This window comes from Bradyrhizobium sp. ORS 285, from assembly GCF_900176205.1.
Lineage (GTDB): Bacteria > Pseudomonadota > Alphaproteobacteria > Rhizobiales > Xanthobacteraceae > Bradyrhizobium.
In genome coordinates this window covers 4,073,616-4,087,136 of record NZ_LT859959.1, presented here as the reverse complement: position 1 = coordinate 4,087,136, position 13,521 = coordinate 4,073,616, and the positions used below count along the sequence as shown (strand labels likewise).

Sequence of the window (13,521 nt, the reverse complement as noted above, 5' to 3'; positions counted from 1 at the left end):
GGCTGGTGCCTGCTTCGGATCCCAGACATCAGTAGGCGTTCTCGTTCTTCGTCATCAGCGCCAGCGGCGTCTTGAGCAGGATGTAGAGGTCGAACAGCACGGACCAGTTCTCGATGTAGTAAAGATCGAACTCGACCCTCTTCTGGATCTTCTCCTGGTTGTCGATCTCGCCGCGCCAGCCATTGATCTGCGCCCAGCCGGTAATCCCGGGCTTGACGCGATGGCGGGCGAAGTAGCCGTCGACGGCCTCGTCGAACATCCGGTTCTGCAGCTTGCCCTGGACGGCATGCGGCCGGGGCCCGACGAGGGAGAGATTGCCCTTGAAGACCACGTTGAACAGCTGCGGCAGCTCGTCGAGGCTGGTCTTGCGGATGAAGCGGCCAACGCGGGTCACGCGCGGGTCGTTCTTGGTGACGACCTTCGACGCCGTCGGATCGGCCTGATGATGATACAGAGAGCGGAATTTGAAGACGTCGATCCGCTCATTGTTGAAGCCGAACCGCTTTTGCCGGAACAGCACCGGTCCCGGACTATCGAGCTTGATCGCGAGCGCGACCAGCGCCATCACCGGCAGCGCGAGCAGCAGGATCAGGCCGCCGACCAGCCGGTCGAACAGCAGCTTCATCACGAGGTCCCAATCCGTGATCGGCGCCTCGAAGACGTCGAGCGTCGGCACGGTGCCGAGATAGGAATAGGAGCGGGGGCGGAAGCGGAGCTTGTTGGTATGGGCCGAGAGGCGGATGTCGACCGGCAGCACCCACAGTTTCTTCAGCATGTCGAGGATGCGTGTCTCCGCCGAGATCGGCAGCGCGAACAGCACGAGGTCGACGCGGGTGCGGCGGGCGAACTCGACGATGTCGTCGACTTTGCCGAGCTTGGGCGCGCCGGCGCAGGTCTCGAGCGCACGGGAGTCGTTGCGGTCATCGAATACGCCGAGAATCTCGATCTCGGAATCGTCCTGCGCCTTCAGCGCCCGCACCAGGTCTTCGCCGCTCTGGTCGGCGCCGACGATGATCGTGCGCCGATCGAGCCGACCTTGTCTCGCCCAGCTGCGGATCAGGTTGCGCAGCACGACGCGGCTCGCGATCAGCGCACCCAGCCCGATGAAGAAGAACGCCGCCAGCCACAGGCGGGAGACCTCGCTGCCGATCTTGGCAAAGAAGGACAGCCCGATGAACAACAGGAACACGAAGCAATAGGACGAGATCATCCGGGTCATCTGCCGCACCTGCGCGCGGAAGACCTGGATCTGATAGATGTCGGCGGCCTGGAAGCAGACCACAGCGCTCACTGCCAAGCCGAGGATGGCAACGAGATACTCCCAATGGAAGCCGCTGAGCGGAACGACGTAGCCGAAGTAGACGAGGCTGCCGACGATGCTCAGCAGCATGAAGTCCGTGATGCGCACGACTCCGGCGAGAACGATGGGAGAGTAGGCGCGGTGAACCTTTTGATTGGCGACAGCAAGGGCGGCGGGCGACAGGCGGCGGCGCCGTTCAACGGCCGGCCGTCCGGCCGCGGCGGTCGATGCGGCCGTGGCGGCCGCAGCATCCAACATCGAGCGAGCGTTGATCGGTTCCACAGTCGTACAAGCCCGGATTATGTTTGTTAGTATTCATGGTCATGTAAGCGCTGAAAGCGCCGGGGGAAATTCCCCATCGGCGGGATTAATTGGTAAATCGGAAGAAACGGTTAGCGATGGTAAATGCCGTCAGGTCTTGGTAAACGCTTCGCGGTAGCTGTCGAGCACGCCTTCGACCATGGCCTTCTGCGAAAAGTGCTGGAAGACGCGTTCGCGCAGCGCCTTGGCGCGCAGTTGCGCAGTGGCGGGATCGTCGAGCGCCGCTGCGATCGCATCGGCCATCGCGACGGCATTGCCCGGCATGAACAGCGCCTCGCTGTGCGGCCCGAAGATCTCCGGGATGCCGCCGATCCTCGCCGCGATCATCGGAACCCCGGCTGCTCCAGCTTCGATCACGACATAGGGCATGGAGTCGCCGCGCGAGGGCACGACGAGCAGGCGGCCCTTGGAAAATCCGTCACGCGCCTTCACGTGTCCGATGAAACGCACGGCAGTTGTCAAACCCAGGCGCTCGACCTGCGCCTGGAGCCTGGGCATCTCTTCGCCATCGCCGCCCAGCGTGAGCGTCACCGGCCGGCCGCGATCGCGCAGCTGCGCCACGGCATCGATCAGAAGATCGGCGCCCTTGATGTACCGGAACTCGCCGACATAAGCGAGATCGGTCTGATCCATGGCCACCGTGACCGGATCGAATTCGCCGGCGGTCACGCCGTTGAAGACGCAATGAACGAGGCCCTGGGGATGGCCGATCATCCGCTCATAGGTGTCGCGGGCGAACACGCTCTCGAACAGGAAAAGGTCGGTCCGGTTCATCAGCGCCCGTTCGAGCCGTCCGTAGAGTGCACCCTTCAGCGTGTTGCGCGGATAGTGCAGGGAGCCGCCGTGAGGCGTGTAGATTCGGATCGTGCCGGGGCGATGCGGAAGCAGGCGGACGAACGCGCCGGCTTTGGCACCATGACCGTGCAGCACGTCCGGACCGATGTTGCGCGCCAGTCGAGAGAACCGGCTCAACGCCACGACATCGGTCGGCCAGGGCTCGCGATGAATGGCGATGCGGTGGACGCCCAGCCTCAATCGCGGCGCGATCTGCGCCAGCGCTGCATCTGCGCGTTCGCCACCGGTCAGGCTGTCGGCGACGATGCCGACGTCGTGGCCACGGTCGGCCTGGCCGTTGGCAAGGTCGAGGATGTGCCGGAAGATGCCGCCGACCGGAGCCCGGACGGCATGAAGGATCTTCAGCGGCTTGTCAGGAGACGGAACCATGTCGCGCTCGTCAGAGCCACCGGCTGCGACCTGCCAGGCGCCGCTGCGTGAGCCGATCTGACGACTGGCGGATAGAGGAAGCACGGGCGCCTCTCGTCTCATTCCTGTTATCACCTCCTCTCGATAGATTATTGATGGTTAACAAAGTCTCACCTGGTGCCCTTCGCCCCCTCACTCGATGCGAGATTGTGACGATCTGGCGCAAGCCGAGCTCAACTTTAAAGTCAGGATCTCCCATGTTTGCTGCAAGGATCGCTGGACGGTTTTTCGGTTAACCCGTCAGCAACCTTAATGGAGTGTAATTGTACCACGTATGGTGGCGGCGTGGCGTAGATCCCGCGGGAGTGGATGATGCAGTTGGCGTTCTGGCGTGCCGGCAAGAAGAAAGGGGCGGATGAGGCTTCGGTTCAGCCTGTTAGAAGCTCGTCGTCTTCGGCCGAGCCCGTCGCGTCCGGCGATCTCGACATTCGGCTGATCGGTCGCGCTTTGGCGCGAAAGCGCTGGTTTATTCTGCTGCCGACGCTGTTTGCATTGGGCCTGGCGGTCACGGCGGTCAACATGATCACGCCGCGCTACAAGTCCGAAGCGCGCATCCTGATCGACGGCCGCGAGAACGTGTTTCTGCGTCCGAACAGCGAGCGCGTGGAAGAGCGCCAGGCGCTCGACGCCGAGGCGGTGACGAGCCAGGTGCAACTGGTGCTGTCGCGCGACCTGGCCCGCGACATCATCAGGAAGAACAAGCTCAACGAACTGCCGGAGTTTGATTCCGTCTTGCGCGGCGTGTCGCCGCTGAAGTCCATTGCCGCGATGCTCGGACTGGTCAGGGATCCCCTAGCTATGACGCCGGATGAGCGCGTCATGGACGCCTATTATGAACGGCTGACCGTCTATGCCGTGGACAAGTCGCGCGTCCTCGTCATCGAATTCCAGTCGCAGGATCCGGAGCTCGCCGCCCAGGTCGCCAACTCCATTGCCGACGGCTACCTCGTTGTTCAGCAGACTGCGCGGCAGGCTCAGGCGAAGTCGGCGAGCCAGTGGCTGGCCGGGGAGATTCAGAGCCTGCGCAAGAAGGTCGAGGAGGCGGAGTCGCGGGTCGAGGAGTTCCGTGCCAAGTCGAATTCGTTCATGGGCACCAACAACACCTCGCTCTCCAACCAACAGATGGGCGAGACCAGCACCCAGCTCAACAATGCCCGGGCATTGAAGTCGGATGCCGAGACCAAGGCGCGGCTGATCCGTGAGATGCTGCAGAGCGGGCAGCCGATCGAGGCCTCCGAGGTCCTCAACTCCGAGCTGATGCGGCGGCTGTCCGAGCAGCGCGTGAATCTGCGCGCGCAGCTGGCCGAGCAGTCGTCGACGCTGCTCGACAACCATCCGCGCATCAAGGAGCTGAAGGCTCAGCTGGCCGACCTCGACCGCCAGATCCGCGACGAAGCCGGCAAGATCTCGCGCTCGCTCGACAGCGACGCGCGCATTGCCGAGGGGCGGGTGCAGATGCTGACCCAGAATCTGGAGCAGGCCAAGAAGCAGGCCTCTTCGACCAACGGCGAGGACGTCAAGCTGCGGGCGCTGGACCGTGAGGCCAAGGCGCAGCGCGACCTGCTCGAGTCGTATCTTGCCAAATACCGTGAAGCCAACACCCGCGAGTCGCTCGACACGCCGCCGGCGGAAGGGCGGATCATTTCGCGGGCGGTGGTGTCGAACACGCCGGCCTATCCGAAGAAGCTGCCGATCGTGCTGATCGCGACGTTGGCCACCTTGATGCTCACCTCGGGCGTGGTCATGACCGGTGAGCTGCTGCGCCTCACTGCGCCGCGTGCAACAGCTCTTGGGCCGATCACGCCCGTCGTCGTCGCGGTGGCGCCGACGGCGCGGGTTGAGCCGGTGATGGCGGCTCCTGCACTCTCCGTGGCTGCGCCACCCCCTGTTACCGCACCTCCCGTCGTCGCCCAACCCGTCACCGCCCAAGTCGCCCCTCCGGCTCCCGTTGCCGTCGCTCCGCCATCCGCCGCCGGCTCGCCGCCGGCTCCCGAGCCCGTGAAGCCGGCGCCTCCGCCGTCAACCGAGCTCGACCAGCTCTCGGCCAGCCTGCTTGCCGCGGGCGAGGCTGCCCGCAAGATTACCGTACTCGGCACCGCGGGCAGCGAGGCCGTCACCGCTACCGCTCTGTCGCTCGCCCGCACCTTGGCGCGAGAGGCGCGGGTGGTGCTCGTCGATCTCGCCGGCCGGCCCCAGTTGCTCGCCAGCCTCTCGGTCGATCCGGCTGCGCCGGGATTGATCGAGCTGATGCTGGGCGAGGCGACGTTCGCGTCCATCATCACCAAGGACCGGGCCTCCCGGCTGCATCTCGTCAATGCCGGCCGTCCCGGTGCCGATCGCAACCAGCTGCAATCGCCGCGGTTGGCGCTTGCGATCGATGCGCTGCTGCGGGTCTATGACCACGTGCTGCTCGACGCCGGCAACGCCTCCGATCTTCCGGCCGAGTTGCTGACAACGTCAGCGCGCGCCGTCGTTGTTCCCGATCCCGCCATGCCTGCGGAGGCGCGCAGCCAGATGAGCGAGCAGCTGCGCGAGGTCGGCTTCGGCGCCGTCACCATGCTGACCGCGCCGCTCGGCGGTGCCAGCCTCAACCAGCCGGACCCGCGCGGCGTCGCGGCTTAGTCCTCATCCTTCACGTTGCCCCTCCGCGGCTGCAGCGCGCCGCGGAGACGCTGCGCGAGGCGGAACAGGGCGGGGCTGTGCTTGACGGCATGCTTCGCCCGCCCGATCGCAGCCATGGCGCTCGCGGCCACGCGGCCGCGCGCGGTCAGCGGAATGAAGCTGTCGAAGATCGGCTCGTCGTCCTTGCAGAACACCCGCTTGTAGTCGTCCGAGCCGATGCCGAGATCGAGCGCGCGGAAATCCTGTTGCGCATAGTGATCGATGATCGAGCGCATCAGGATCAGCCCCGGGCTCCAGCGCGCGTTCTCGGACAGCGTGTAGGTGTTGAACATCATCGAGAAGCGCGTGCCGTCGGCGACGCCGGCGAACAGGGCGATGATCTCGGCGTCGCAACGCAATGCGTGAATCTCGATGGCGCGACGACCGCAGCCGAGCTTGGCCATGCAGGCCAGCCGTACGAATTCTTCGATTCCCGGCTCGGCGAACACGTTCGGCAGCTTCTGCTCGGCCATGCGGAGTGGCTTGACGCGAAAGAACCAGTCCAGCATCTCGCCGATCTCGGCGTCGCTGTCGGCGATCATGTAACGATAGCCGGGCAGCGCCTGCAGCTTCTTCTCCTTGCTCTTGAGCCGCTTGCGGAAGGAGTTCGACAACAGCGCCGTCGGCGCGGCGCCGGGTGGCATCAGCAGCACCGGGCAGTCGTTCACCGACGGTTGGTGCGGCCAGTGCGCCATGGGATTGGGGAGGTCGCGCCAGCGCATCGGCTGCTGCGACAGCGCAAGCACGTCGACACCGCCGTGATCGCGCAATCCTGCGAGCAGGACGTCGAGATCGCCGGCGTCCGCGCGCGCGGCGAAGTCGCGATCCATCAGCGGCATGTTGAAGGTCGTGTGCTTGCCGCCCATGAAGGTGGCGACACGCACGCCGAAGGCGTTACGCAATGCCAGCGGCAGCAGCATCAGGGGACGCTGCTCGGCATCACGCCCGACGACGACGAACGGTGACGCATGCTCGCGCGTGCCGACAGCGCGTTGCCACGCGCCGAGCAAATCGATTCGCTGGTACGGCGTCGAGACATGGTCGGGAGATTCGAGCGCGCGCCAGACCGGCTCGGCGGCGGCAAGATCGGAGATGATGTCGACTTCAGCGATGCCAGACATCAGTTTTTGCGCGGGCGCCTGCGCCGTCCGGCTCTCGATCACGGCGGCCATGGTCATCGCGCAGCTCGCGTTGTCGTGGAGGATGTCTTGGAATTTTGTTGCTTGGCGTCGAGAGACCCTCGCAAAGAAGTCTCAACAAAAGGTAATGGCAATGATCGCGTCCCAAATCGGGAAAGACGGACTAAAAGACCTGTTCAAATCGGCATCTGCCACCCGATCTTAAGAGGAAATGTTCTTAAAGATCATGCGACCTCGACGATGACGCGATCGCGCCATGGTCTGTCAGCATCAGGTGGGCGCAGTCGGTTTGGTTTCAAGTGGGCTTTGCGGAAGGGACGCGGGATTTGTCGTCGGACAACAGGTGGCTGCGCAGCGCCCGGCTCGAACTGGCCTATTTCAGCGGCCGCGCGTTGCTGGCCTCGCGCGCGACGCGGGGCGCCGGTGCCATCCTTCGGTTCGAGCGCGTGCGCCCGCGCCGCAAGGATGCGTTTCAGCCGCTCAAGCGCTCCGAGATCACGCCGGCCTTTCTCGACAAGGTCATCCGTGCGCTCAAGCGCTGGGGCTATGATATCGTCTCGCTTGACGAGGCCTGTGAGCGCTCGGTGCGGCTGCCCGAAAGCCGACAGTTTGCCTGCCTGACCTTCGATGGCGGCGCGAAAGACCTGATCACGCATGCCTATCCCGTGCTGGCCCGCCACGGCGTGCCGTTCACGGCCTATGTGCCCACCGCCTTTCCTGACGGGCTCGGCGAAGCCTGGTGGCTGGCGCTCGAGGCCGTCACCGCGCGGGAAGCCCGCATCAATCTGGTCATCGATCATCGCGAACAGCGCTTCTCCGTGTTCAAGCCGGCCGAAAAGGCCGAGCTGTACGCCTATCTCTTCGCCTGGCTGCGCAAGCTGCCGCCCGCGGAGCTGTCGGGCGCGATCCGCGATCTCTGCTCGCGCCATGGATTCGATCTGTCGGCACTGACGCGCGAGACGTCGATGGATTGGGCCGATATCTCCAGGCTGGCGGCCGATCCCAAGGTCACCATCGGCAGCGCCACGGTGCATTATCCTGTGCTCGCGCATCTCAAGGACGCCGATGCCCAGCGCGAGATCGCGATGGGCAAGGCGGTGCTGGAGACGGCGCTGCGGCGCCCGGTCCGGCACATGGCGTATCCGTTCGGCGATCGCGACTCCTTCCGCCGCAGCGATGTAGTGCTTGCGGAGCAGGCGGGCTTCGTCAGCGCCGCCACGGCGATCGGCGGGGTCGTGCAGAGCGAGGGCCGCACCGATCTGCACATGCTGCCGCGTATCGCCTGGGACGGCCGCTCGCGCTCGCTGCGGGCGCTGAAGGTGCTGATGGCCGGGGTGACCCTGCCGCGACAAAAATTCGCGCCGCGACCCGAGCTCGACCTCGGCTGATTAGCCCGGCCGACTCAGCTTTCCTGCGCCGGATCGGGGCGCAGCATCCAGCTCACGATCGGCATGGCCGGCAGCACCCAGCCCATGCCGACCACGACGTAATACACCGCCTGCATCCAGCCGGAATTGGCGATCAGGGGGAATTGCGCCAGCACCATGCCCATCATCGACCAGGCGAAGGCGAGCAGCAACAGCGCGATCGCGCCGATCAATTTGCGGGTGCGGATGGTCATGACGGGAATGTCAGCCTGGGTTTGGGGCGGCGCGGCTTGCGCGTGAATTCACCGGGATTATAAGGGCCTGACAGCTTAGGTTCAATCGAGCGCTCAACCTCCATGACCACGGTTCCCCACGCCCGAGACACTGCCGCGATCCGCGTCTGGCTCTCGATCGTTGCCGGCCTGATCGCGCTGATGGTGCTGGTCGGCGGTGCGACCCGGCTGACCGAATCCGGACTGTCGATCGTCGAATGGAAGCCGGTCACCGGCACGCTGCCGCCACTCTCGGAGCAGGCCTGGACCGACGCGTTCGAAGCGTACAAGCAGATCCCGCAATACCGGCAGATGAATGCCGGCATGACCTTGCACGAGTTCAAGACGATCTTCTGGTGGGAGTGGGGTCACCGGCTGCTCGGCCGCGTCATCGGCATGGTCTATCTGCTGCCGTTCCTGTGGTTCCTGTGGCGTGGCGCCGTTTCCGGGCCGCTCGGCCGCCGTCTCTGGCTGATCTTCGGCCTCGGCGCGCTGCAGGGCGCGGTCGGCTGGTGGATGGTGGCGTCGGGCCTCACCGAGCGCACCGAGGTGGCGCCGGTCCGTCTGGCGACGCATCTGTCGCTGGCGCTTCTGATCTTCGCCTCGATCGTCTGGACCTTGCGGCGACTCAAGCCGCGCGACGAGGCCGACGTGCCGGCCCGGCTGCGGCTCACCGCCTGGATGCTGGTCGGCGTCACTTTCGTGCAGCTCTATCTCGGCGCCCTGGTCGCAGGTCTCCGCGCCGGTCTCGTCTACAACACCTGGCCGGAGATCGACGGCAGCCTGATCCCCCAGGCGGCCGATCTCTTCGCCCACGCGCCGTGGTGGATCAATCTGTTTGAGAACCATCTGACGGTGCAGTTCATGCATCGCATGACGGCCTATACGCTGCTGGCGCTGGCGGCGTGGCACGCCTTCGACGTGATGCGTGCGGGCGCCGGCCGCGACATGGTGCGCGGGGCCCACCGGCTTCTCGCGGCGATCCTGGTCCAGGCGGTGCTCGGCATCGCGACCTTGCTGATGGTGGTGCCGATCTCGCTTGCGCTGCTGCATCAGGGCACGGCGATCATCGTGCTGACGTTCGCGGTGCTGCAGGCGGAGCGGATGTCGCCGCGGCGAAGTGCTGTGATCACCCTGCCGCAGGCGGCTGTGGCTGCGGGGCAGGTCGGGTAGGGTACGGCCCTTCGATCTCATCAGCAGGCACACTTCCTCACCCTCGCGCGCCGATCACGCCGAGGCATGCGGTTCGTCTCACCCTCGAAACACGCGAGGGCGCAGGGAAGGCCGGATGCCTGGCCGGCACCCATGGCCCGCGTGCAACAAAAAAAGCACGCGGCGGTCACCACAGGTACGGCCTGGAAACACCCGGCCGTCCCTGCGCGATGGTTTTAACGCTTATACGCGATCTCCCCGGGGACCGGGCTGTCTTGCCCCCGTCACCTCATGCGATGCTGAAAGCACCGACATGAGACTTAGCGCCAGCGTCGGGGCGCCAGGACCACGCGATTTCGCCGTCCATGACAGGCCGCTCGTCCGCGCCAGCATACGCCCGCGCTCGGCCCGCCACATCCACCGCAGTCCCATCCCACGCAACTGGACGATCCGGAAGCGCCCCTCGGCTGGATGAGAATAGGTGCAGGATATGCTGATTTGCCGAAATTTACAAGTGACTCATTGGAGGAGGGCTCAAACCCCCCGGGAAGTCTGGCTGACTAGGACTTGGCAGCATCGACTCGCGGGTCATAAACCCAGGAACGGGTTGACGATCGTGAGGCTGCCAAAGCTGCGACCGTGCTGCAAGTCTTCACTGACGAGGGTATCGCAGTCGGCGTCTAGCGCTGAGGCGACGATGAGAGCATCGTAGAATTGCAGGCCGTGATCGCGGGCGAGGGCGATCGCCGTGGTGTGGGTAGCCACGGTCAATGGCCGCGCGTCGGGGAAACGAAAGATGATTGAGGATAGCGCGGCTTCGACGGTAGGCCAGTCGAGCTTCTGCTTTCTGCGCAAAACGTTGGTGAACTCGTTCAGCACCTGGACGCTGATGACGCCACCATCGGCGATCACATCAATAGCGCGATCACGCCGCGGGTCAGTGGAATAGGCGTAGACGAGAATGTTGCTGTCGAAGAACGTGCTCACCGCCCGTTTGCCTCGTCCCGGTCAAACTTGTAGTCTGCGGGGAGAGGAAAACGCAATGGCTCGATTTGCTTCAGGAACTCGGCGCGCGTTGCGGCCTTCTGCACCGCGATCGCGTCCTTGGCGAGCGAAAGGACGCTGACGTCGTCACCTTCCTTGATGCCGAGCTCGTCGACCAGCTTTTTGGGCAATAGCACCGCAAGGCTGTCGTCCACTTTGATAACCTGCATGTCCACTTCCTGGCGATGGTCCTGGACTGCAGGATGCGCCGGACCAAGCTCCTTTTCAAGGTGCCTTTGCGGCGCTCTGCTCAGCAATACCCCGTCACGCCGCACGCATAAGGCAAACGGAACATGTAGTTCGTGTAGCCTTCGCCGCCGTAATACGGGCCCTGGTAGTCATACGAGAATGCGCGGCCGTAATAGCCGGGAAGCTCCTGGCGGCCGAGCAGGAGCGGCGTCGAGGGCAGCATCGGGGAGATCAGTGAGTCCTGGTCCTTGACGATGACGACGGGCGGAGCGGCCCTGACGGCACGGCGGGCCTTGTAGTGGACGACCTTGTCGTGGATGCCAGGCAGGTCGGCGGCAAGCACGACGCCGTTTGCTGCGGTGGCCGCCAGCAGCATCATGATCACGAGGGTACGCATTCTGCTCTCCTGCCTCTTGTCACATCGATCGCGCGCAAGATGTCCAATCCGGCGCTTGCGAGGCGGCGCCAAGTGCCGCGCGATTCCATGGTCGGCAGGATGGGCTGTTTATGGTTAACGAAAACTTTCTCGCGGGCTGAGTGCGGCTGCAATCGCCCGTAGAAGGACGGGCTTTTTCAGCTTTCGTTAACATCTGCTGGTGCAAGTTTACGGCCGCTGGCGATTTTGAAGGCTGGCGGAACGAAGGGCCGGAGGTCCGCGTTCGGGACAGAATCTCTGCTGCATTTCATCAGAGTCTCAGACCAGAAGGTTTCGAGCATGTCGGTGATTCCGTTTTGCGCATCGGCGCGCCAGCATCTGCAATCACGGACCGGCTCATTCAATTCCGATCTTGCTGCACTCGATGAGGACGGCGCCTGCTTACGGGCGTTGGCTGTGAGCCGGCTGATTGCGACAACGGCGTTGCCGCTGGCTGGCAAGGCGCATGCGCGGATGCTGCACCAGATGACGTGACATGATCAGTTAACGAGGGCGCGGTCCGAGAAGCCGGCAACGGCCCGACCGTGGGACGAAGGAGAGCGCGGAAGCCCAGGGGGGCCGCCCGCGCTCTCCTTGTTTTTCAATCAGAAAGTCGGGCGCTGGAGGACAGGAGCTGGCCTCACGCGGAGCGAGGCTTGCGGTGAGGTCGAGCGGGGCCTCATGGTTCGAGGCGCGCCGCGCGCGGCGCTCCTCACCATCAGGGGCGGGCACCCAAGGGGTCCTGCACACCGACCATGAATACGCCGAGAGGCGTGTTCATGGAGAGGGTCGAGTCCGAATGCCTTGGATGCTGCCGCAAGCTGAGACCTCGTCCCGAGGAGCCCGCCGGAGGCGGGCGTCTCGAAGGACGGCCGCAAGCGCTGGTGACAGACGCTTGCGGCGCATACGTCAGTTCAACGCGTGGTTCGCTGCTTACGCGCTCAGCGCCTGCTCCAGGTCGGCAATCAGGTCTTCCTTGTCCTCGATGCCGACGGAGATGCGGACGATGTCGGGGCCGGCGCCGGCTTTGGTCTTGGCGGCGTCGTCGAGCTGGCTGTGCGTGGTCGAGGCCGGGTGGATCACCAGCGAGCGGGTGTCGCCGACATTGGCGAGGTGCGAGAACAGCTTCAGGTTCGACACCAGCTTGACGCCGGAATCATAGCCGCCCTTGAGTGAGAAGGTGAACACGGCGCCGGCGCCCTTCGGGCAGTATTTGCGGGCGAGCGCATGATACTTGTCCTCGGGCAGGCCGGCATAGTTGACCGCGGCGACGGCCGGATGCTTGCTGAGAAATTCCGCGACCGCCTTGGCATTGTCGCTGTGCTTCTGCACGCGCAGCGGCAGGGTCTCGATGCCCGTCAGGATCATGAACGCGTTGAACGGCGACAGCGCCGGACCCAAATCGCGCAGGCCGAGCACGCGGCAGGCGATCGCGAAGGCGAAATTGCCGAAGGTCTCGTGGATGCGGATGCCGTGATATTCGGGACGCGGATGCGTCAGCATCGGATATTTGTCGCCGCTGCCGGCCCAATCGAAGGTGCCGGCGTCGACGATGATGCCGCCGATCGAGTTGCCGTGGCCGCCGAGGAACTTGGTCAGCGAGTGCAGCACGATGTCGGCGCCGTGATCGATCGGGCGGATCAGGTAGGGCGAGGCGAGCGTGTTGTCGACGATCAGCGGCACGCCCGCTTTCCGCGCGACCTGCGCGATGGCCTCGATGTCGGTGATGGTGCCGCCGGGGTTGGCGATGGACTCGATGAAGATCGCCTTGGTACGCGGGCTCACCGCGGCCTCGAAGCTCGCGATATCATCGGTGTCGGCCCACACCACGTTCCAGCCAAAGCTCTTGAACGAATGCGTGAACTGGTTGATCGAGCCGCCATAGAGCTTTCGCGCGGCGATGAACTCGTCGCCGGGCGCCAGCAGCTGCTGCAAGGCCACGACCTGCGCGGCGTGGCCCGAGGCGACCGCAAGCGCGGCGGTGCCGCCCTCGAGCGCGGCGACGCGCTCCTCGAGCACGGCGTTGGTCGGGTTGCCGATGCGGGTGTAGATGTTGCCGAACGCCTGCAGGCCGAACAACGAGGCGGCGTGGTCGGCATCGTTGAAGACGAACGAGGTGGTCTGATAGATCGGCGTCGCCCGCGCGCCGGTGGTCGGGTCGGGCTGGGCGCCGGCGTGAATGGCGAGGGTGGCGAATCCGGGGGCACGTTCGGTCATGGTGTTTCCTCGTGGGCTTGATCCCTCGCGCGGCGGCGCCGGCCGGCACGGGAATCGATGATGGGAGACGGTGTCGATAGCGCGTCGTTGTGCGCCTCCGCGTCATCCCGGCGGAGGACATTTGCCAGCGGCCGGGATGCCGTCAAGGCGGCAGGCGACTTCAGCCCCGATTTGAAATGCG

Annotated in this window: 12 protein-coding genes; 4 read left to right on the top strand and 8 right to left on the bottom strand. The window is 64.9% G+C overall.

Annotated elements, in window-relative coordinates:
• Nucleotides 1–28: 28 nt before the first annotated feature.
• Nucleotides 29–1,558: an undecaprenyl-phosphate glucose phosphotransferase gene (locus tag BRAD285_RS18420; RefSeq protein ID WP_035645722.1), complete on the bottom strand. Its 1,530-nt coding sequence runs from the start codon at nt 1,556–1,558 to the stop codon at nt 29–31.
• Nucleotides 1,559–1,711: 153 nt separating this feature from the next.
• On the bottom strand, nt 1,712–2,845 hold the full coding sequence (locus tag BRAD285_RS18415; protein WP_006611057.1) for a glycosyltransferase family 4 protein: 1,134 nt from the start codon (nt 2,843–2,845) through the stop codon (nt 1,712–1,714).
• Between the two features lie 351 nt (nt 2,846–3,196).
• Here BRAD285_RS18415 and BRAD285_RS18410 point away from each other — a divergent pair, with 351 nt between their 5' ends.
• Nucleotides 3,197–5,506, top strand: a complete 2,310-nt coding sequence (locus BRAD285_RS18410; protein ID WP_006611056.1) for an exopolysaccharide transport family protein — start codon at nt 3,197–3,199, stop codon at nt 5,504–5,506.
• Here BRAD285_RS18410 and BRAD285_RS18405 read toward each other — a convergent pair.
• Nucleotides 5,503–6,723 (bottom strand): GNAT family N-acetyltransferase, encoded by a 1,221-nt coding sequence (locus tag BRAD285_RS18405; RefSeq protein ID WP_006611055.1) that lies wholly within the window; start codon nt 6,721–6,723, stop codon nt 5,503–5,505. The genes BRAD285_RS18410 and BRAD285_RS18405 overlap by 4 nt on opposite strands.
• Before the next feature lie 287 nt (nt 6,724–7,010).
• Between BRAD285_RS18405 and BRAD285_RS18400 the strand changes: the two genes are divergently transcribed.
• Nucleotides 7,011–8,072, top strand: a complete 1,062-nt coding sequence (locus BRAD285_RS18400) for a polysaccharide deacetylase family protein (protein WP_006611054.1) — start codon at nt 7,011–7,013, stop codon at nt 8,070–8,072.
• A gap of 14 nt (nt 8,073–8,086) precedes the next feature.
• On the opposite strand, the gene BRAD285_RS18395 is transcribed toward BRAD285_RS18400, so the two are convergent.
• Nucleotides 8,087–8,305, bottom strand: coding sequence for a DUF2842 domain-containing protein (locus BRAD285_RS18395; protein WP_006611053.1), 219 nt, complete (start codon nt 8,303–8,305; stop codon nt 8,087–8,089).
• A 102-nt stretch (nt 8,306–8,407) separates the two neighbouring features.
• Here BRAD285_RS18395 and BRAD285_RS18390 point away from each other — a divergent pair, with 102 nt between their 5' ends.
• A complete protein-coding gene (locus BRAD285_RS18390; RefSeq protein WP_006611052.1) occupies nt 8,408–9,496 on the top strand; it encodes a COX15/CtaA family protein in 1,089 nt (362 codons plus the stop codon).
• Between the two features lie 567 nt (nt 9,497–10,063).
• On the opposite strand, the gene BRAD285_RS18385 is transcribed toward BRAD285_RS18390, so the two are convergent.
• The 3 genes from BRAD285_RS18385 to BRAD285_RS18375 all read right to left on the bottom strand — a co-directional run bounded on the left by BRAD285_RS18385 (nt 10,064) and on the right by BRAD285_RS18375 (nt 11,105).
• Entirely contained in the window at nt 10,064–10,462 is a 399-nt protein-coding gene (locus BRAD285_RS18385) for a PIN domain-containing protein (RefSeq protein WP_006611051.1), read from the bottom strand.
• On the bottom strand, nt 10,459–10,689 hold the full coding sequence (locus BRAD285_RS18380; protein ID WP_006611050.1) for an AbrB/MazE/SpoVT family DNA-binding domain-containing protein: 231 nt from the start codon (nt 10,687–10,689) through the stop codon (nt 10,459–10,461). The genes BRAD285_RS18385 and BRAD285_RS18380 overlap by 4 nt, the downstream gene beginning before the upstream one ends.
• Before the next feature lie 80 nt (nt 10,690–10,769).
• Nucleotides 10,770–11,105 (bottom strand): hypothetical protein, encoded by a 336-nt coding sequence (locus tag BRAD285_RS18375; RefSeq protein WP_006611049.1) that lies wholly within the window; start codon nt 11,103–11,105, stop codon nt 10,770–10,772.
• Nucleotides 11,106–11,423: 318 nt separating this feature from the next.
• On the opposite strand from BRAD285_RS18375, the gene BRAD285_RS18370 reads away from it, so the two are divergent.
• Nucleotides 11,424–11,618, top strand: a complete 195-nt coding sequence (locus tag BRAD285_RS18370) for a hypothetical protein (RefSeq protein WP_035645702.1) — start codon at nt 11,424–11,426, stop codon at nt 11,616–11,618.
• A gap of 438 nt (nt 11,619–12,056) precedes the next feature.
• Here the strand turns inward: BRAD285_RS18370 and BRAD285_RS18365 are convergent, their stop codons facing one another.
• Nucleotides 12,057–13,340 carry an O-acetylhomoserine aminocarboxypropyltransferase gene (locus BRAD285_RS18365; RefSeq protein ID WP_006611048.1) on the bottom strand — a complete coding sequence of 428 codons (1,284 nt, stop codon included), beginning with the start codon at nt 13,338–13,340 and terminating at the stop codon, nt 12,057–12,059.
• Between the last annotated feature and the right edge of the window lie 181 nt (nt 13,341–13,521).